Origin of the sequence: Serratia sp. PL17, from assembly GCF_017832355.1 — a bacterium.
Taxonomy (GTDB): Bacteria; Pseudomonadota; Gammaproteobacteria; order Enterobacterales; family Enterobacteriaceae; genus Serratia.
The window spans coordinates 45,532-65,007 of the sequence record NZ_JAFIBY010000002.1 but is presented as its reverse complement, the minus strand read 5'-3'; the positions used below and the strand labels follow the sequence as shown (position 1 = coordinate 65,007).

Below are 19,476 nucleotides of genomic sequence, written 5' to 3'. Positions count from 1 at the left end.
TTTGATGTGGCAATGTGAAAACTCCCGACAGTGCCGGGAGCCTTAAGGTGAACAATCAATGCATAATTCATTCGGTACTGTCAGCGCTGCTCGTGATGACATCGTCTAGTGCACGTACCAGCTTTGTCGCTGTCATTAAAAACATACCAATGGATTGCATATCTTGAGCGCTCATATCATGAGCTGTACGCCTGATAAGACATTCGGCGGAATAGTGTTCCATCAATGTTCCTATCGATTCTATCCCGCAGATTAAGCCGTCCTTCGTATTTTCCGCATCAGATAGAATGTTCTTAGCTTCCTCACCCGATAATTTGAGTAGATCGCCGCTTCTCAGCAGGTCGACACACGAACTTACCTCTCTTTTATCCATGAGTGGTCTCCTTAGATGGGAGGCGTGCAGCGAGCGACAGGATGAATTGTTGAGCTAAAATCTGTCTTGCCTCGCTTTCCGAAGCGGCTTCGACACTCAGGCGACAAGGAACAGCGGCCAAGTCAAGCCGAGCTATCGCAAGAAAGCGATACTGATATTTTGGTTGAGTATGAGTACAATGGAACTTAGCCATAGCGTTAATCTCCGTAACGTAGTGGTCAGACGCCTCTGCTGTGCTGGTAACACTCAGAGGCGTTGCTTTGTGTGGCAACTGTAATTACAATGGTCGTTACCATGTAAATGATAATAGACCCGGGTAACGACCATGTCAACACAGCAAGAGAAGAGATCTCCACAGTATCAGATGAGACTACCGGAGGAGTTCCGATCGCAGTTAGAGGAGCAAGCTAGGCTCGATGGAGATTCATCTTTAGCAACTTGGATTAAACGTGTTTTGCGAAAAGAATTACATGCTCGAGGAATAACACCTAAAGGGTAACTACCTAAAGCCAGCTTTATAGCTGGCTATTTTATATTAGAAATCATGGCTTTTTGTTTTTCCTTCTTTGTCATTATCACATTATGGTATCTTTTTGTTGTGAATGACTTCACTTAATTTGCGATTTATTCTGCATTGTTTTGCGATTTATTTTGCATAGTTAATTTAAGTTATTAATTAACGTTATTATGTTCCTATAGAAAGGAAAAATCATGTCTAGAAATCTTTCTTTAGCCCTGCAATTAACGGCGCGTGATACTGGTTCAAAGGTTTTACGCAAAGCAATGCAAGACGCTATACAACAAACGAAGGCTGCTGAGAAGCAAGGGGATCAACTTGCCAAATCTCAGCAACAGAATGCTTCTCGAGGCATTCAGGCATCCAGAGCCCTGCAAGATGAATATCGAAGAGCAGCTTCAGCAAGGTCTACACTTGGAGTCCGATCAGAACGTGAAATTCAGCGTGAAATAACACAAACACAAGCAGCTTATATGCGTTTGACTCGTAGCGGAATAATGTCGGCAAACGACCAAAGCCGGGCATTCACAGCAATGACGCAAAAAGTTGGGCGGTTGCGGGAAGAACTTAATGGTGCAGGCCTAGCTATGAGTCGCATGGAGCGCGCCCGTGGCATTGGCTCTAATGCATTAGCCATAGGTGGTGGGATTTTGGCGGGTGCATCTGTGATAGCTCAGCCAGTGAAAAACCAGATGAGTTATGAGCGACGGCTTCTCATGATGTCAAATACCGGTTTCAATGACCTTAGCCCGGAGGAGCGTATTAAAAAAGTTCCCGTCATGAATAATGCTATAAAAAAGGCTGTAAAATATGGTGGTGGAACAAGAGAAACAGCGGCGGAAACATTAAATAATATTTTTGCTGATGGGCAGGTTGACTCTGAAACTGCCATGGAGATGCTGCCATCAATAATGCGCTATTCTACTGCGTCAGGTGCTGCCCCTCAAGACCTTGCAAAAGTTGCTTCTGCGGCTATTGCCCTTTTCGGTATTACTAAAGAACAATTGCCAGAACTCTTTGATAAATTAATTCGTTCTGGCGAAAACGGCAGCTATGAGTTAGCTGACATGGCAAGAGGACTTCCTCAGCAAATGTCAAAAGGTAAAGCTTTAGGGATGGGAGGGTTAAAGGATATAGATAAATTGCTAGCAGAAAACCAAGCAAACGCCCTTACAGCTGGTGATAACAGTGCTGCCTCGACTAATATCAATAACCTAATGGATAAAATTGTCAGCGCTGATATTAAAAATTCACTCAAGAACTATAAGTTCAGGGGTAAAGATGGGAAGGCATTGTCTTATGAGCAGTATCTTGTTTCTCAGCGTTCTCAGGGGGTCAACACTGCTGATGCCAATATGAAAGCCATAACTGGAATTGTCGAGAGCAATAAGGATTATAAAGCGCTCGAAAATAAATTAAATAAATATAAGGGTACAAGTAAAGAAGCTGACCTAAGTGCCGCTATGGATGTGCTGGTTTCATCTTTAGTTGCAAATATAGTCGCAGACCAGCAAGCGGGGATGGCTTTAAAGACAAAGATTTTAAAGCGGGATTTCATTAAGGAACAAATTGCCGGAACTGAGAATTCCTTTGGTGCAGGCGAGGCTGCGTTTAAAGTCATATCATCTAGTAATGACTTCAAAACTGAACAGTTCCAGAATGATAAGGATTTTGCAGAGATCGACTCAATGAAAACTGTATCTGATGTTTTGGGGCGATTATCAAAAGAACTTTCCGATTACTCTAGTCAATACCCGGGGTTAACTACTGCGTTAGCAGGCGCTGAACTTGGTATTAAGGCAATGACAGCGGCTGCTGTCGTTTTTGGTGGCATACGACTATTACAGGGTGGGACTAATATTGGTTTACCTAAAACGTCTTCACCTATCCCAGGGGCTGCAAATGCTGCGGGTATTTCTATACCAGCACTTTACGTAACAGCGGGTTCTGTTGCTCTAACAAGTACACGTGATTATCTTCGCGATGAATTTAAGAATAACGACATGTCCGGTAAAGTCAGTTCAATTAAAGCGGGAACATCTGGTTATAGCTTTGTTGATATTGCTACTGAAATTATAAAAAATCGCTGGGATAACCCTTCCAGTGGAATTAAGGTGCCGAAGGTATCCAGTGGCAGTGTCGACCCATTCGGCTCCTTACCTGATACTGCTAATTTCGGTGTTCCTGATTACTTAAAAAGACAGCCTGCCTCACTAACGAAGGATGACCTAAAAATCCATCTAACATCTGTTGTTAAACTTGATGAGCGCACTATTGGTGAGGCGGTTAGCGATTACCTTGGCGGTCAAGCTGCTCGCGGCCCAAGAGGGCATGAATAACTGACCTAGGTATAAGTTGCTAGTAGTGGTGGTCTATGCAAAATAGGCCGCTAATCTATGCAAAATAAATCGCCGCGCTACAGTGCAGGGCCTGTAAACCCATACACGCGTTCTAAGTGAATCTCTGCCATTTGCCGCTGCTCCTCACCCAAGGTGCTGGCAGGATAACGCGTTTTACCGGACGCAGAAAAGCAAAACGCCAGCACGAGGCTGGCGTTTTAACTTGGTGAACAGGAGCGATTAAGCTTCTGCTACCACAACTACATTCAGCTGTGCGAACACGTCGCTGTGTACCTGGAAGTGAACTTCGTGTTCACCAGTGGTACGCAGAACGCCATTCGGCAGACGAACTTCGCTCTTGGCAACTTCAACGCCTGCCGCAGTAACTGCGTCAGCGATGTCGCGGGTGCCGATAGAGCCGAACAGTTTACCTTCGTCGCCTGATTTAGACGCGATGGTGACTGAACCCAGTTCGTTGATCTTGGTTGCGCGAGCTTCAGCAGCGCCCAGAACGTCAGCCAGTTTGGCTTCCAGTTCTGCACGACGTGCTTCGAAGAACTCTACGTTTTTCTTGGTAGCAGGAACAGCTTTGCCCTGTGGTACCAGGAAGTTACGGGCGTAGCCCGCTTTAACGTTAACTTGATCACCCAGGCTGCCCAGGTTTGCTACTTTATCAAGCAGAATAACTTGCATTACCTTATCCTCTCAAAGTCGTTAATGGACAGTGGCCGATTACTGATGACGATCAGTGTACGGCAACAAAGACAGGTAGCGCGCGCGCTTGATAGCACGGGCCAGCTGGCGCTGATATTTTGCACGAGTACCGGTAATACGGCTCGGGACAATTTTACCACTTTCAGTGATGTAGTTTTTCAGCGTAGCGATGTCTTTATAGTCAATCTCTTGAACGCCTTCCGCGGTGAAACGGCAGAACTTGCGACGACGGAAATAACGTGCCATTAGGCTAGTCTCCAGAATCTATCAATTCAATCTGCTCGGCATGCAGAACCAGTTTGTTCAGCCCGTTGCGCCCTTGATGGCTGCTAACAAAGCCTTGCACGGTTATCTGACTGCCGACCGTTAATCTTTGAGTTAGTGCTTGTGACTGTTGTCCGCTGACAACCACGGGCATTCGGCACCATGCTTGTCTGCTGAATCCGGCTTCCATTTGCTGCGAACGGTGCTCAAGCACAAATTGGCAGTGGGGTATCCCGGAAGGACTCACTTTTCGAACCGGCGTCTTGCACACAGTGCCCGACAAAACCAGACGATTAGATGTCACGGCAGCAATTACTCTTCAGAATCCCCAGCATCTGCATCATCTGCGGTTTCGTTAGCGAAGTCTTCGCGGCGATCGCCACGACGTTCGTCTTTCGCTTTAACCATCGGAGATGCTTCAGTTACCGCGTGCTTAACGCGCATAACCATGCTACGGATAACGGCGTCGTTGAAGCGGAAGTTTGTTTCCAGCTCATCGATCGCTTCCTGCGGAGCTTCAACGTTCAGCAGAACGTAGTGAGCTTTGTGCAGTTTGTTGATCGGGTAAGCCAGTTGACGGCGGCCCCAGTCTTCCAGACGGTGAATCTGACCAGCAGCGTTAGTGATGGTAGCACTGTAACGCTCGATCATGCCCGGAACCTGTTCGCTTTGGTCAGGATGGACCATAAAAACGATTTCGTAATGACGCATCGAATTGCTCCTTACGGATTATTCAGCCTCCTGTCAGGGTCAACCGCGGCCCATGGAAGCAAGGAACGTGTATGTGTGTGCGGCTGAAAAAATGACGCGTAATCATACTTGCGCCAGCGGGGAAACTCAAGGACCGAGGGGGATTTATTATCAGTAATGCGAGCCTGCTACGGAAATAGCACGATTTGCTGTCTGCACAACCTATGTACACAGATCCATCACTTCAGAAAATCTTTCAATGAAATCATCACTGACGCGCAAAATTCATTCATTTTTTTTGAAAGAGGCTATCAAAATACCTCCCTTTTTAATCCTGAATGAAGGTCTAAAATTGTACTTATCCGCCGCAGACAGCGCGACGAAAAAGATTCGAGGTTATTCAATACATACAAATAACTTTTTGCTGCACTGGCACCGGCTGTCAGGCCGTTGAAGCAAACAGTTAAGAGAGGCACTTATGAAACACGTTACCATCGCCACTGCCATTGCTTTACTGTTTTCTGCCCATGCCATGGCCGCCACTGAAATCACGTCACATCAGGCCGATCAACGCCAAAGCGTTGGGTTCGTGACCCTAAACCAGGACGTTGTCTCCCCTGACGATGCCAGTAGCCAAGTGAACAAAATAGCCGAGCAGCGCGGCGCGACGGCCTATCGGATCATCGCTCTGCATGAACCTGAAAACAACAGCACCATGCATGTGAGTGCCGAGCTGTATCGCTAAGAGAAAATGCAGCACCAGGAAGTCAGCCGCGCCCAAAAGCGGCAAATAAAAATGTGAATGTCATCGTCAGCCCCCTGATTCAGGGGGCTTTTTTTATAACGTGCGCCTGAAGAAATCGGCCGTTGCGCTAAGCGCCTGTGGTGTAATGCGGTGCTTGACGTCAGGTTCCGTAAGCAACGTTAGTTGTTGATCCCAACCACTCTGACGAAGTTCGGTCGCCAACCGCAAGCTTTCTGCCACCGGCACTAAATCATCTGCCTCGCCGTGCCACAACAACAGAGGGCGATCGGCAATGTTCTCCAACTGGTGTTCCAGACCATAATCCGCGAGCGCAGCAATACGAGCCTCAAAGCCGTTTGCTGTCAAAGGGTTACCCTGTTCATCCAAAGGGGGGAACAGTGTCTGTGCCAGGGACGTGTAATACCCGGCCCCCATCAGGCTGGCAGCCGCTTTCACCCATGGGTAACGGGCGAAGCTCCCCAGTGTCGTCATCCCGCCCATAGACGCACCGGCAACGCCGATACGTCCCTCAGCAATCAGTCCGCGCTGTTCAAAATGCGCTTTCAGCGCCGGCAACTCATCGATATTGCTGCGCAGGATCTCCCAAAAACGGGATAACCGCTTCTGTTCATCTCCGTCAAAGCGCTCGCCGTGAAAATCGGCATCCGGCAACACCACGCGAAATCCTGCCTTGGCTAACGCATAGCCAAAATAGGCATACACTTCTTTAGACGAGGTATAACCATGGTAGAAAAATATCGTCGGCAGCGGCTGATGGTACTGCCCCGCAGGCACCGCGTGGATCACTGCAATATTCCCTGCCCGCTCGTCATAGATTTCAATCATCCGTTTTCCCTCTGCATATTTGTTGCCTTCATAATGGCAAACTTGCGCTAAAAAGCATTAGCTCAATCTGTTCCAATTTATAATGGGTTACACTGAAATCATGCCGTCGACTTTCCCGAGGTGCTCATGAAACTTTCCCGCCTGTTGCTCCCCCTAACACTGATCACGCTGCTTAGCGCCTGCGGCATCATGACCACAACCCCAAAAGCACCGCCATCACCGACCGGTCAAGCACAGGAGATCACCCGGGCACAAACCGGCACTCTGGTGAAAATGGGTACCACCAGCGCCCTGGTCCGCGGCAGCCCGATGGATGTGGAAGCGGCAATACAGCAGAAGGCCAACGCCAGTGGGGCACGTTATTACATGATCATTATGAACAGTGAAACCGTGGTTCCCGGCCAATGGTACTCACAGGCGATCCTGTATCGGTAACCTTTAGAGTTTTAATAAGATTTACATTGGCTTTGCACAGACTGAAGTTGGATATTGCACACTGGCAAACAGCGCGCCGCACCCTGCGGCGTGGATACAGGATCCGACGAAGGGGAACGCCATGACACGCTCCGCCGCACTCACCGCCCTCCTGCTTTCCATGGGGTTACTCAGCGCCAGCGCCCAGTCCGCTGAACTGGCTCCCGCAGACCGCGTGACGCCTCTTAGCGAAATTGCTGAAATCACCCTAAGTAACCTGTCCGGCTCACCTCAGGATGTAGAACAACTGATAGCCCGTAAGGCCGATGAACACGGGGCCAGCTATTATCGAATCCTGAAGATGGAAGAACAGGCGCACCAACCTGGCTGGCGCGCCTCGGCAATACTCTATCTTTAATAGGTCATGCATGCCGCATTCAGTACGCCGCCGCTGATCGAAACGCCCCCCAGGAAAATCCCGGCGGCCACGTGATTAGATTCAATCTTGTCACTGATCCGCGGCATGTAAATTTTCACCGCCGCAAACAGCAGCAGTTGCACCACTAAAGCCACGACACCCCATAGCAAGTAGTCCAACAGACTGACAGAGTTGATCGCCGCACTGGCCAGCGGGATCACATACCCCAGGCAAGCACCAATGAAGCCGAAAGCGGCAGACTGATTGTCGGCCTTAATCAACGCCCATTCGTCGTGTGGTGTAATGCGGGTATAAACAAACAAGAACACCAGAACCATGGCAAAGCCACTGAAAAAATAAGAGGCGAATGCCGCCAACGCGCTAAGAATATCCATGTCATGCTTCCTGATCAGAGGTCAGTATCCCTTACGGGCCAAGTGCTGAATTAAAAAGCTTTTCTCGTTCTGGCGCCACTGTTTTCCCTAGCCTCCCATCGCTCGGGTAAACAGCGTTTCGCACAGCCGGTCTGGTAACGCCCTTTCACCACGGGCATCGAGCATCATTTGACACCAGGCCTCTGCCAACGGGGGTGAACTGTGACGCAAAAGCTGTGCCGCAGCGAACAAATTGAATAATGTCCCGGTAACCGCGCGCCCTTGCTCTTCATGCGGTTTACGCATCAGCTGGAGCACCCGCCGCCACTGATGATCATAATGGCGGTTTTGTCCCTTCACTTCGCCAAGCTCGCGCTCCAAAGCCTCCTGCACCGCCGGCAGTTTTCCCCATGCCCGCATCACGTCCAGGCACATGATATTACCTGATCCTTCCCAGATGCTGTTTACCGGCATTTCACGGTACAGTCGCGGCAACTCACTCTCTTCGCAGTAACCGATTCCTCCTAACGCCTCCATGGCTTCACCAACAAAAGGGATGCCTTGTCGGCAAACTTCGAATTTCGCTGCTGGGGTCATCACACGGCACAGCGCCTGCTCCAAAGGCGCACCGGTACCCACGCTGTCGTAGGCACGCGCCAGTCGCATCAAGGCCGCTGTCTGTCCCTCTAACCGCAACGCCATCCGCGCTAACACCTGGCGCATCATCGGCTGTTCGATCAGTGGCTTGCCAAACGCCTGTCGCTGCAAAACATGATATAGCGCTACCGATAAGCCACGCCGCATCAAACCGTGGCTGCCCAATGCACAGTCAAAACGGGTCAACCCGCCCATTTTCAGGATATGCCGTACGCCATCGCCCTCCTCACCCACCAGCCAGGCGATGGCATCCTGGAATTCAACTTCACTGCTAGCATTGGAGCGGTTGCCGAGTTTGTCTTTGAGACGTTCCAGCCGTATTGCGTTGCGCGTACCGTCAGGCAGGATCCGCGGCAGAAAGAAGCAAGACAGCCCGCCTTCCGCCTGTGCCAACACCAGGTGTGCATCACTCTGTGGCACCGAGAAGAACCATTTGTGCCCCACGAGCCGGTAAGCTTCACCCGGGCCACGTGCAGCCAGCGGCGTGGCCGTTGTGGTATTGCTTAATACATCGGACCCCCCTTGTTTCTCGGTCATCCCCATACCAATCAGTAATCCGCGTTTTTGTCCGCCAGGCAACAAATGGGCGTCGTAACGATCAGACAGCAGCGGCGTCAGCCAAGTCTGGAACTCCGCGGGTAATGAACGTTGCAGTAATGGAATTGCACCAAAAGTCATGGTCACCGGGCACAACGTGCCGGCTTCAACCTGGGCGTGTAACACAAAACGCGCGGCACGTGCCACAAATGACCCCATGCGCGCATCCTCTTCCCACGGCAGATTGTGCACGCGGTTAGCGATCAAGCCTTGCATCAGAATATGCCAGGCAGGATGAAAACGGACATCATCCAGCCGCTGGCCGGTGGCGTCATAGCGCAGCAGTTCGGGCGGATTGACGTTGGCCAACCGCCCCAGTTCCAGTGACTCCTGAGTACCCAACTGTTGGCCTAACGAAGCCAGCACGTCTGCATCCCAACCGGCTTGCTCACGCTGTATTGCCTCAAGCAGCGGCGTGTCAGACAGGAAGAGATTGCTGTTACCCAGTGGCTTCGGCTGATTAAAAACGGTGTGTGTATTCCAGACCATGAGCTTGCTCCCTGATAAAAGCGTCAGGAGTAATTATGGTCGTCAGGGCGATTTCTGCCGCAGGTGAGATCACAGGGTGGGAAATGAGAAGGTAATAAGGGCGCAATGCCTACATTGCGCCCTTATGGGTAAATCAACTGCGCTGACGTACTGCTTCGAACAAACAGATGCCGGTAGCAACAGACACGTTCAAGGAAGAAACCGTTCCTGCCATCGGGATACTGATCAACTCATCACAGTGTTCGCGGGTCAGACGACGCATACCTTCGCCTTCCGCCCCCATTACCAGCGCCATCGGGCCCGTCATTTTGCTCTGGAACAGCGTGTGATCGGCTTCACCAGCAGTACCAACCACCCAGACGTTCATCTCCTGCAACAAACGCAGCGTACGCGCCAGGTTGGTGACACGGATCAACGGGACATTTTCCGCCGCGCCGCAGGCCACTTTCTTGGCGGTTGCGTTCAATTGAGCGGAACGATCGCGAGGGACGATCACCGCATGTACACCGGCAGCGTCAGCACTGCGCAGACAGGCACCGAGGTTATGTGGGTCGGTCACGCCGTCCAATACCAACAGGAATGGCGTATCCACGCTTTCCAGCAGCGCCGGCAAATCATTTTCCTGATACTGACGCCCTTCACGCACCCGGGCAATAATCCCCTGATGCACTGCGCCTTCAACTTTATCGTCCAGCCACTGGCGGTTCGCCACCTGGATAACAATACCGGTCGCTTCCAGCTCAGCAATCAGCGGCTGCAAGCGGCGGTCATCTCGCCCTTTGAGGATAAACACTTCCAGGAAGCGTTGCGGATCGTTATCTAACAGGGCTTTGACGGCATGGATACCGTAAATAATTTCGCTCATGATGCTCTTTTAACTGTGCGGCTGGCGTTTGCCAGCCGGTGATAATAACGTGTGGCAGGTTAAGCCTGCTCAGCACCTTTCTTCTTGCCGGCGCGTTTGGCCTTAGTCGCCGCCGCTATTTTCCGGGTTTTATCGGACACTTTCTTGGCTTTCGCCTTTTTGTCTTTCTTCACCTTGTCGGCAGGCTTGGCGTCATCTTTACGGAAAGCGCTGTCAGGTTCGAAGTTAGCCGGTGTCTTGCCACCACGACGTTTACGCGGTGCTTGTGTACGGCCTGCGCCTGCGCCGCCACGTAGGGTGCGTTGGCCGCCCTTGGCACGATCGCGTTCAGTTTTGCCTTCACCGCGTGGTTTACGGGTGCTGGAGACCAACGCAAAGTCAATTTTGCGCTCATCCATATGCACTGCTTCCACGCGGATCTCCACGGTATCGCCCAAGCGATAAACCACACCTGAGGATTCGCCAATCAGTCGCTGGCCGATATTATCGTAGCGATAGTAATCATTATCCAGCGATGACACATGCACCAGGCCATCGATAAACAGATCGTTCAAACGGACGAAGAACCCAAAGCCCGTCACGCTGGCAATAATACCGCTGAACACTTCCCCGACGTGATCCTGCATAAAGTCGCATTTTAACCAGTCAGCGACATTACGTGTCGCTTCATCGGCGCGACGTTCAGCCATCGAACAGTGCTCGCCCAGTTGCAGCATCTCTTCGAACTCACTGTGCCAGCCGCCTGTCGGGGTCCAGCGCTCTTTCGGCTGACCATGCTCTTTAGCCAGCACATATTTAATCGCACGGTGCAGTGCCAGATCGGGATAACGACGGATCGGCGAAGTGAAGTGACCATAAGAAGCCAACGCCAAACCAAAGTGGCCGCGGTTTTCAGGATCGTAGATCGCCTGCTTCATGGAGCGCAGCAACATGGTTTGCAGCATTTCATGGTCAGGACGTTCGGACACTTCATCCATCAAGGTCGCGTAGTCTTTCGGTTGTGGCTTGTTGCCGCCACCCAGTGTCAGACCCAACTCGCTCAAGACGCTTCGCAGTGCCGTAATATGATCGTCGCTTGGACGGTCGTGCACACGGAACAGTGCCGGCTCGTTGTGCTTCTCAACAAAGCGCGCAGCGGCAACGTTCGCCATGATCATACACTCTTCGATCAGTTTATGAGCATCGTTACGTACCGTTGGCTCAACGCGCTCGATACGACGCTCGGCGTTGAAGATAAACTTGGCTTCTTCCGTTTCGAAAGCAATGCCCCCGCGTTCGGCACGCGCTTGATCCAACACCTTGTACATCGCATGCAGTTCCTGCAGGTGTTTGACCAACGGATGATAATGCTCACGCAGCTCCTGATCGCCCTGCAGAATGTGCCAGACTTTGTTGTATGTCAGGCGAGCATGCGAGCTCATCACCGCTTCATAGAACTTGGATGTCGACAGGCGCCCCTGGGCGGAGATGGTCATCTCACACACCATACACAGGCGATCTACCTGCGGGTTAAGCGAACACAGGCCGTTGGACAGCACTTCCGGCAGCATAGGGATAACCTGCGACGGGAAGTATACCGACGTTGCACGGTTACGTGCTTCGTCATCTAGCGCTGTACGCGGACGAACATAATAGCTGACGTCGGCAATGGCGACCCACAGGCGCCAACCCCCGCCACGTTTTTTCTCACAGTAGACCGCATCATCAAAATCGCGCGCATCTTCACCGTCAATCGTTACCAGCGGCAAATGACGCAGGTCAACACGGCCTTTTTTGGCCGCTTCAGGCACCTGCTCGCTAAGATCGGCAACCTGTTTTTCCACCTGTGGTGGCCAAACATGCGGGATTTCGTGGGTACGCAGCGCGATATCCACCGCCATGCTGGTGCCCATTTTATCGCCGAGGATCTCAACGATCTTGCCAACCGCTTTAGTACGACGGGTCGGGCGTTGGGTCAGTTCAACCACCACCATAAAGCCCATGCGTGCACCACTCACCGCATCGGCTGGGATCAGGATATCAAAGCTCAGGCGACTGTCGTCTGGTACGACAAAGCCAGTACCGGCATCCATAAAGAAACGGCCAACGATTTGGCTGGTTTTCGGTACCAATACCCGCACAATACGGGCTTCGCGGCGACCCTTGCGATCTGCGGCCATTGCCTGCGCCAGCACCACATCACCGTGGATCGCCATTTTCATCTGCTCGGCGGACAGATACAGGTCGTCTTTGCTGCCTTCAATGCGCAAGAAACCGAAGCCATCACGGTGGCCAATAACGGTACCCCGCAGCAGATCCAGGCGTTCCGGCAGCGCATAGCACTGGCGGCGGGTAAATATCAATTGGCCGTCACGTTCCATTGCACGCAGACGACGGCGTAATGCCTCTAAAGGCTCTTCCCCGGTTAAATTCAGTTCTTTGGCCAGCTCTTCGCGGCTGGCCGGCGTTTCTCTTTTCGCCAGATGGGCCAGAATGAATTCACGGCTCGGGATTGGGGATTCATATTTTTCTGCTTCTCGTTCCAGGAATGGATCTTGTGACATTGCGGTTCCTCCGTTGTCATCAGCAGGGTGTCGCTGAGCCTTGTCTTCTCAGCAACGCTTTATTCGACAAGCAATAGCTTGTAGAGCGATGGATTGTCTTCAACCATATCGGCAAGCGTGTGGCTGTCCAGCTCTTCAAGGAAATTCTGTACGCCCTGTTGCAGCACCTGCTTCAGGCGGCAGGCAGGGGTTATGTGGCAAAAGTCACTGTTGCAGTTAACCAGCGAGAGCGGTTCTAGCGCCCTTACCACGTCGCCAAGGCGAATGGTTTCGGCCGGTTTGCCCAAACGGATGCCACCGTTCTTACCGCGCACCGCGGTCACAAACCCAACCCTGCTTAACTGATTGATGATCTTTACCATATGGTTTCTGGACACGCCGTAGACCTCGGTGACTTCCGAGATGCTGGTCATTTTGTCCGGTGGCAGCGAGGCCATGTAGATCAACGCCCGCAGGCCATAATCAGTAAAACTTGTTAACTGCACATCTACCTCTGGGTGTCATTTTACCCGTCTGATACGCCGATTTTCGGCATTATTCAAAAGATTACTTATTGGATAATAAACCAGCCGGAGAGTTCGCCGCTAATTATTTAGCGCATGTCAGGCTCTGGGGCAGGTTATGAAGGGATTTTTTGATGTGAAACCGCAACTGAGGATAATAATGATAAAAATAAACCGGGACATGCCCGGTTTATCTTATTGCCAGATTATGCGTCGAACGGGTCGCGCAGAATCATGGTTTCGCTACGGTCAGGGCCAGTAGAGATAATGTCTACGGGTACGCCGGTCAGCTCTTCAATACGCTTGATGTAGTCCAGCGCCGCCTGTGGCAGTTTGCTGTATTCCTTCACACCAAAGGTGGTGTCGCTCCAGCCCGGCATGCTTTCGTAGATGGGTTCGATACCTTCCCAACCTTCAGCCGCCAGCGGAGTGGTGGTCATTTCGCGGCCATCTGGCATGCGATAGCCCACACAGATTTTCACTTCTTTCAGGCCATCCAACACGTCCAACTTGGTCAGGCAGAAGCCGGACAGGGAGTTGATCTGCACTGAGCGACGAACAGCTACGGCGTCCAACCAGCCAGTACGACGACGACGGCCAGTGGTGGCGCCGAACTCGTTACCTTGTTTGCACAGGTATTCGCCGGTTTCATCGAACAGTTCAGTTGGGAATGGACCTGCACCCACGCGAGTGGAGTAGGCTTTAACGATACCCAGCACGTAATCTACGTAACGCGGACCAATACCAGAACCGGTAGCAACACCGCCAGCAGTGGTGTTAGAGGAGGTCACGTACGGGTAGGTACCGTGGTCGATATCCAACAAGGTGCCTTGTGCGCCTTCGAACATGATCAGATCGCCACGCTTGCGCGCGCCGTCCAGCAGTTCAGAAACGTCAACAACCATTGCAGTCAGAATATCCGCGATAGACAGCACATAATCCAGCGTTGCCTGATAATCAACGGCTTCAACTTTGTAATAGTTGACCAACTGGAAGTTATGATAATCAACAATTTCCTTCAGCTTAACAGCGAAGGTTTCTTTGTTGAACAAGTCGCTAACGCGCAGACCGCGGCGAGCCACTTTATCTTCGTAAGCCGGGCCAATGCCACGACCGGTGGTACCGATAGCTTTCGCACCACGCGCTTTCTCACGCGCGTTATCCAGCGCAACGTGGTAAGGCAAGATCAGTGGACAAGCTTCAGACAGTAACAGACGTTCACGTACCGGGATGCCACGCGCTTCGAGTTCACCCATTTCTTTCATCAAAGCGTCTGGCGCCAGAACTACACCGTTGCCGATGATGCTGGTCACGTTTTCACGCAGAATGCCTGAAGGAATTAAATGAAGGACGGTTTTTTCACCGTTAATGACCAGAGTATGGCCAGCGTTGTGACCACCTTGATAGCGCACTACATATTGAGCCCGTTCGGTCAGCAGGTCTACGACCTTGCCCTTACCTTCGTCACCCCATTGAGTGCCCAGTACGACGACGTTCTTACCCATTTTAAAAATCACCGGTTGCTTAAAAATGGATTCTACCACCGTAATTCGTGAGTTTCAGCACTTTTAGCGCTGAGTTGCGTATTTTTTAGGCTAAACTTTAAACCCCCGTGCGACTACGCAACATGTAGTAGATCACACAGCCCGCAACCACTATTCCGCCGCCAAATCGCCGTAACGTAGAGTCAGGTAACTGGGTCATCGCCAGTATCATTTTACGCCAGGCCTGCGGAAACAGCATCGGCCCCAGGCCTTCCAGCACCAAAACCAGCCCTAACGCCAGCCAGATCGTTGAATTCATCAGATACTCCCAAAAAGAAAGGGCCCGCGTTTAAACGGGCCCTCGATCATTAACCTGTCGCGGTTACTTACGCGTGGAATCAGGCGACTTCATGTAGCGGAAGAAGTCGCTGTCCGGGCTCAGTACCATCACGTCCTGGTTATTGCTGCTGAAGCTGGTTTCATACGCACGCAGGCTACGGATAAAGGCGTAGAAGTCCGGGTCCTGGCTGAATGCGTTAGCAAACAGTTTGGCCGCTTCGGCATCGCCGTCACCACGAGTGATACGGGCTGTACGTTCGGCTTCTGCCAAAGTACGAGTTACTTCGTAGTCTGCAGTTGCACGCAACTTCTCAGCTTCTTCCTGACCCTGTGAACGGTGACGACGCGCGACAGCTTCACGCTCTGCACGCATACGCTGATAGATTGCGTCAGACACTTCTGCCGGCAGGTTAATCTGCTTGATACGTACGTCGATAACTTCGATACCCAGTGCCGCCATGCTGTTCGGGTTAACCTTCGGCAAGTTGCCAGTGGTTTCCTTTTCAACACGCGCCGCTGCAGAAGCGATAGCATCATCGGCTTCAGTAGTCGCAACTTCTTGGTCATCACCCACGGTACCGGTGTTCAATGCATCACGTACGTCGGACATCAGCTTACCGCGCGAGTCGGTCACGATGTCTTTCACATCCAGACGACCAATCTCGGAACGCAGACGGTCACTGAACTTACGTTTCAGCAGAACTTCGGCTTGTGAAACATCACCACCGCCGGTTGCCAGGTAGTAACGGCTGAAATCACTGATGCGCCATTTCAGATAAGAATCGACAATCAGGTCTTTCTTCTCGCTGGTCACAAAGCGGTCTGCCTGGTTGTCCATAGTCTGGATACGTGCATCCAGCGTTTTCACTGATTCAATAAACGGAATCTTGAAGTGCAAACCCGGTGCATACACCAGCGGTTTGTTGTCGCTGTCACGCAATACCTTGCCGAAACGCAACACAATGCCACGCTGGCCTTCCTGAACCACGAACAGAGAGGCGTATAACGCCACCAGCACCGCGAGGACAATAACTATAAAAGACTTACGCATTGATTACTCTCTCCCTACGCGAGTGGTGTCGTCACGCTGCGCATTCGCCCGGCGCTGGTCCATGACCGAGCCGCTGCTTGTACGCTGGCTGCTAGAGCTGGCGCCACTGTTGACAGACGGAGCGGGGTTGAGACGAATCAGGCTGGTGTCTTTATTGCCGTCAGCCGCCGCGCCAGTTTGACCGCGCAGCATTTGATCCAGCGGCAACACCATCAGATTGTTGCCTTTGTCATTCACCAATACTTTACGGGTATGGCTCAGGACTTTTTCCATGGTTTCGATATACAAACGCTCGCGGGTAATCTGCGGTGCGGACTTATATTCCGGTAACAGCTTGGCAAAGCGTGCAACCTCACCCTGAGCTTCCAGGACGGTACGGTCTTTATACGCTTTGGCATCTTCCAGCAAACGCTGCGCCTGGCCGTTCGCACGTGGCTGAACTTCGTTGGCGTAAGCTTCTGCTTCACGGATGTACTGCTGCTCGTTTTCACGTGCGGCAATCGCATCATCAAATGCGGCTTTCACCTCTTCCGGCGGACGAGCAGCCTGGAAGTTAACGTCCAGCAGTGTGATACCCATGTTGTACGGACGAATAGTCTCTTCCAGTACGCGTTGCGTATCGCTACGTACGATAGTACGGCCTTCGGTCAGGATCTTGTCCATGGTGTACTTGCCGATAACGCCACGCAGGGCGCTGTCAGTCGCCTGGCTCAGGCTGTCGTCAGCATTCGTCACGCTAAACAGATACGCTTCCGGGTTGGTCACGCGATACTGTACGTTCATTTCTACACGTACCACGTTCTCATCAGAAGTCAGCATCACGCCTGAGGCTGCCAGTTCACGCACTGACTCCACGTTGACCGGACGCACTTCATCGATAAAGGTTGGCTTCCAGTTCAGACCCGGCTGTACCAGGTGGCTGAACTTGCCAAAACGGGTGACAACACCACGCTCGGCTTCTTTAATGGTGTAGAAGCCGCTAGCGGCCCAAATCACCACGACTGCAACTGCAGCAATGCCGATAATACGACCACTAAAGCCCGGCCCAGAAGTGCCGGTACCGCCGTTGTTATTGCTGTTGGAGCCTTTGCCTCCGCCCAAACCGCTCAATTTCTTGCTCAGCTTGCGGAAGATATCGTCCAAATCAGGTGGCCCTTGATCACGACCGCCTTTGTTATTACCGCCAGAGTTGCCGCCATTGTTATTGCTGCTCCCCCACGGGTCGCGGTCCTGTCCGTTATTACCGGGCTGATTCCACGCCATGTTTTAGCTCCATATTCTGTGATTGGGTACTTCAGGCTTACGCTTAGTTACAGCAGGCTATCTTACTTGCCCGTTTTCGCTTGGGCAGTGCTCAGAATCCTCACGTACTTGGTGTACGCTCTGGTTCCTGCGCGCTGGCCACCCAAAACTGGCTGAGCCGATAACGCCTGCGGACCGAGTGCTCAAATGTAACAGGATATGATCATACTATAAAGTTAATCAGTTCCTGTTCCTGTTTGCAGAGGCGACGCCATTCGACGATAGGCATACGCACCACCACGCCAATACTGCCGTCTTCTTCGTTCCACTCTTTTTCAATTGCCTGAAGCTGGTAAAAACGGCTACGAAGACGGCCTGCCTCTGGCGGTAAGCGCAGCTCATAATGCGCAATTTCCCCCGATAAGCGCTCCGTCAACGCCTGATACAGCAACGGGATACCTTCACCGCTGGCGGCGGACAGCCACACCCGGATCGGTAAGTTTTCATCGTTGCGGTCGATACGCGGGACAAAATCATCCAGCATATCTATTTTGTTCATCACGAGCAGTGTAGGGATCTCATCCGAGTCAATCTCAGCCAACACGGTATTTACCGCTTCAATGTTTTCATCGACGCGGGTATCCGCGGCGTCTATGACATGTAACAGCAAAGATGCCTGACGCGTTTCTTGCAGCGTTGCCTTAAAGGCGGCCACCAAATCATGCGGCAGGTGTCGGATAAACCCTACGGTATCCGCCAACACGGTATCGCCCACATCGGCGACGTCAATACGCCGCAGAGTCGGATCCAGGGTGGCAAATAGTTGGTCTGCCGCATACACATCAGCAGACGTTATTCGGTTAAACAGGGTTGATTTGCCGGCGTTGGTATATCCCACCAACGAAACGGTTGGCACATCAGCACGGGTACGCGCACGTCGGCCCTGTTCACGCTGCTTAGCTACGCGCTCAAGGCGGCGTAAAATTAAGCTAATGCGATCGCGTAACAGACGACGGTCGGTCTCTAACTGGGTTTCCCCTGGCCCGCGCAGGCCAATCCCCCCTTTTTGACGCTCAAGGTGCGTCCAGCCACGGACCAAACGCGTAGCAATGTGACGCAACTGCGCCAGCTCTACCTGCAGCTTACCTTCATGGGTACGGGCACGCTGGGCAAAGATGTCTAGAATCAACCCGGTGCGATCGATCACCCGGCATTCGCACAGGCGTTCAAGATTTCTCTCTTGCGCTGCGGAAAGGGAGTGATCAAACAGGACAACAGATGCGCCACTGGCTTTTACCGCATCTGCAATTTCTTCGGCCTTTCCTTCACCGACAAAGTACTTGGGATGCGGGGCTTTGCGGCTACCAGTCACCACTTGCAAAGCTTCGACACCGGCAGAGGACACCAGGGACTCGAACTCACTGAGATCTTCTGTATCTTTGTCTTGCGAGAAATAGATATGAACCAGGACGGCCTGCTCACCGGCTTCATAACGGTCAAACAAGCGTGCAACCTCTCAAACGGGAACCCGTGAGTTTGGGGGACATAAACAGCCCATGGCTGCTTATGCTCCCCGTCATGGTTGACTCGCAACGCGCTTTATTCAGCGTCATCGCTTTCCTGCTGCGGCTGTTGCGGCGCAGACGGGTTGTTACCATGGTGATAGTTACTGGTGCCGCCGCTCGGAGTATTGCTATGGTGCGAAACCGGACGTGACGGGACAACGGTAGAGATAGCGTGCTTATAAACCATCTGGCTCACCGTGTTTTTCAACAGGATGACAAACTGGTCAAAAGACTCAATCTGTCCTTGCAGCTTAATACCATTCACCAAATAAATAGAAACCGGAACACGTTCACGACGCAATGCGTTCAGGAACGGATCTTGCAAAGATTGCCCCTTAGCCATTCTATCTTTTCCTTATTTGCTTGTTGTTTTTAACTAAGAACCTGTCGGCTCTAAAATAAACGACCTAAAAAATTTGCGCGCTGAATACTCATCAATTGTACACA

The 19,476-nt window shown here is 51.9% G+C and carries 22 protein-coding genes; 4 read left to right on the top strand and 18 right to left on the bottom strand.

The genetic code is table 11. From position 1 onward, the window contains the following. Positions 1–67 precede the first annotated feature (67 nt). Positions 68–373, bottom strand: coding sequence for a hypothetical protein (locus JOE25_RS09040; RefSeq protein WP_209634304.1), 306 nt, complete (start codon positions 371–373; stop codon positions 68–70). Next, positions 366–566, bottom strand: coding sequence for a host cell division inhibitor Icd-like protein (locus JOE25_RS09035; RefSeq protein WP_174575360.1), 201 nt, complete (start codon positions 564–566; stop codon positions 366–368). Before JOE25_RS09035 ends, JOE25_RS09040 begins: the two co-directional genes overlap by 8 nt. Before the next feature lie 518 nt (positions 567–1,084). Here JOE25_RS09035 and JOE25_RS09030 point away from each other — a divergent pair. Beyond that, the gene (locus tag JOE25_RS09030) at positions 1,085–3,229 is read left to right on the top strand and encodes a phage tail tape measure protein (protein WP_209634302.1); all 2,145 of its coding nucleotides are present in this window, start codon (positions 1,085–1,087) and stop codon (positions 3,227–3,229) included. A gap of 240 nt (positions 3,230–3,469) precedes the next feature. On the opposite strand, the gene rplI is transcribed toward JOE25_RS09030, so the two are convergent. The 4 genes from rplI to rpsF are packed head-to-tail and all read right to left on the bottom strand — an operon-like array spanning position 3,470 to position 4,918. Further along, complete coding sequence (rplI, locus tag JOE25_RS09025) at positions 3,470–3,922, bottom strand: 50S ribosomal protein L9 (RefSeq protein ID WP_209634300.1); 453 nt, start codon at positions 3,920–3,922, stop codon at positions 3,470–3,472. Positions 3,923–3,961: 39 nt separating this feature from the next. Beyond that, complete coding sequence (gene rpsR, locus JOE25_RS09020; protein WP_000135199.1) at positions 3,962–4,189, bottom strand: 30S ribosomal protein S18; 228 nt, start codon at positions 4,187–4,189, stop codon at positions 3,962–3,964. A 4-nt stretch (positions 4,190–4,193) separates the two neighbouring features. Further along, positions 4,194–4,511: a primosomal replication protein N gene (gene priB / locus JOE25_RS09015; RefSeq protein WP_037422542.1), complete on the bottom strand. Its 318-nt coding sequence runs from the start codon at positions 4,509–4,511 to the stop codon at positions 4,194–4,196. Positions 4,512–4,519: 8 nt separating this feature from the next. After that, positions 4,520–4,918 carry a 30S ribosomal protein S6 gene (rpsF, locus tag JOE25_RS09010; RefSeq protein WP_006317459.1) on the bottom strand — a complete coding sequence of 133 codons (399 nt, stop codon included), beginning with the start codon at positions 4,916–4,918 and terminating at the stop codon, positions 4,520–4,522. 457 nt (positions 4,919–5,375) lie between these two features. On the opposite strand from rpsF, the gene JOE25_RS09005 reads away from it, so the two are divergent. Beyond that, complete coding sequence (locus JOE25_RS09005) at positions 5,376–5,642, top strand: DUF1471 domain-containing protein (RefSeq protein ID WP_209634298.1); 267 nt, start codon at positions 5,376–5,378, stop codon at positions 5,640–5,642. A gap of 93 nt (positions 5,643–5,735) precedes the next feature. Here the strand turns inward: JOE25_RS09005 and yjfP are convergent, their stop codons facing one another. After that, positions 5,736–6,488: an esterase gene (gene yjfP / locus JOE25_RS09000; RefSeq protein ID WP_209634296.1), complete on the bottom strand. Its 753-nt coding sequence runs from the start codon at positions 6,486–6,488 to the stop codon at positions 5,736–5,738. Positions 6,489–6,614: 126 nt separating this feature from the next. Between yjfP and bsmA the strand changes: the two genes are divergently transcribed. Together bsmA and JOE25_RS08990 are read left to right on the top strand one after the other, a co-directional pair. Continuing rightward, positions 6,615–6,923 carry a biofilm peroxide resistance protein BsmA gene (gene bsmA, locus JOE25_RS08995; RefSeq protein ID WP_209634294.1) on the top strand — a complete coding sequence of 103 codons (309 nt, stop codon included), beginning with the start codon at positions 6,615–6,617 and terminating at the stop codon, positions 6,921–6,923. 121 nt (positions 6,924–7,044) lie between these two features. Next, positions 7,045–7,320: a DUF1471 domain-containing protein gene (locus JOE25_RS08990; RefSeq protein ID WP_209634292.1), complete on the top strand. Its 276-nt coding sequence runs from the start codon at positions 7,045–7,047 to the stop codon at positions 7,318–7,320. Here the strand turns inward: JOE25_RS08990 and JOE25_RS08985 are convergent. The 11 genes from JOE25_RS08985 to hfq form a co-directional block, all read right to left on the bottom strand. Beyond that, positions 7,317–7,715, bottom strand: a complete 399-nt coding sequence (locus tag JOE25_RS08985) for a DUF350 domain-containing protein (RefSeq protein WP_209634290.1) — start codon at positions 7,713–7,715, stop codon at positions 7,317–7,319. The genes JOE25_RS08990 and JOE25_RS08985 overlap by 4 nt on opposite strands. An 87-nt stretch (positions 7,716–7,802) precedes the next feature. Next, complete coding sequence (locus JOE25_RS08980) at positions 7,803–9,437, bottom strand: isovaleryl-CoA dehydrogenase (protein WP_209634288.1); 1,635 nt, start codon at positions 9,435–9,437, stop codon at positions 7,803–7,805. A gap of 133 nt (positions 9,438–9,570) precedes the next feature. Further along, positions 9,571–10,302, bottom strand: a complete 732-nt coding sequence (gene rlmB / locus JOE25_RS08975; protein ID WP_037422563.1) for a 23S rRNA (guanosine(2251)-2'-O)-methyltransferase RlmB — start codon at positions 10,300–10,302, stop codon at positions 9,571–9,573. A gap of 59 nt (positions 10,303–10,361) precedes the next feature. Beyond that, positions 10,362–12,845 carry a ribonuclease R gene (gene rnr / locus JOE25_RS08970; protein ID WP_209634286.1) on the bottom strand — a complete coding sequence of 828 codons (2,484 nt, stop codon included), beginning with the start codon at positions 12,843–12,845 and terminating at the stop codon, positions 10,362–10,364. A 59-nt stretch (positions 12,846–12,904) separates the two neighbouring features. Beyond that, positions 12,905–13,330 carry a nitric oxide-sensing transcriptional repressor NsrR gene (gene nsrR / locus JOE25_RS08965; RefSeq protein WP_061807511.1) on the bottom strand — a complete coding sequence of 142 codons (426 nt, stop codon included), beginning with the start codon at positions 13,328–13,330 and terminating at the stop codon, positions 12,905–12,907. Positions 13,331–13,554: 224 nt separating this feature from the next. Then, complete coding sequence (locus JOE25_RS08960) at positions 13,555–14,853, bottom strand: adenylosuccinate synthase (protein ID WP_209634285.1); 1,299 nt, start codon at positions 14,851–14,853, stop codon at positions 13,555–13,557. Positions 14,854–14,950: 97 nt separating this feature from the next. Next, positions 14,951–15,151 carry a DUF2065 domain-containing protein gene (locus tag JOE25_RS08955; protein ID WP_020824909.1) on the bottom strand — a complete coding sequence of 67 codons (201 nt, stop codon included), beginning with the start codon at positions 15,149–15,151 and terminating at the stop codon, positions 14,951–14,953. Between the two features lie 63 nt (positions 15,152–15,214). After that, a complete protein-coding gene (gene hflC / locus JOE25_RS08950) occupies positions 15,215–16,222 on the bottom strand; it encodes a protease modulator HflC (protein WP_037426474.1) in 1,008 nt (335 codons plus the stop codon). Between the two features lie 3 nt (positions 16,223–16,225). Continuing rightward, positions 16,226–17,485: an FtsH protease activity modulator HflK gene (hflK, locus tag JOE25_RS08945; protein WP_209634284.1), complete on the bottom strand. Its 1,260-nt coding sequence runs from the start codon at positions 17,483–17,485 to the stop codon at positions 16,226–16,228. Positions 17,486–17,687: 202 nt separating this feature from the next. Further along, on the bottom strand, positions 17,688–18,968 hold the full coding sequence (gene hflX, locus JOE25_RS08940) for a ribosome rescue GTPase HflX (protein ID WP_037426478.1): 1,281 nt from the start codon (positions 18,966–18,968) through the stop codon (positions 17,688–17,690). 95 nt (positions 18,969–19,063) lie between these two features. Continuing rightward, positions 19,064–19,372, bottom strand: coding sequence for an RNA chaperone Hfq (gene hfq / locus JOE25_RS08935; RefSeq protein ID WP_012004894.1), 309 nt, complete (start codon positions 19,370–19,372; stop codon positions 19,064–19,066). Positions 19,373–19,476 lie beyond the last annotated feature (104 nt).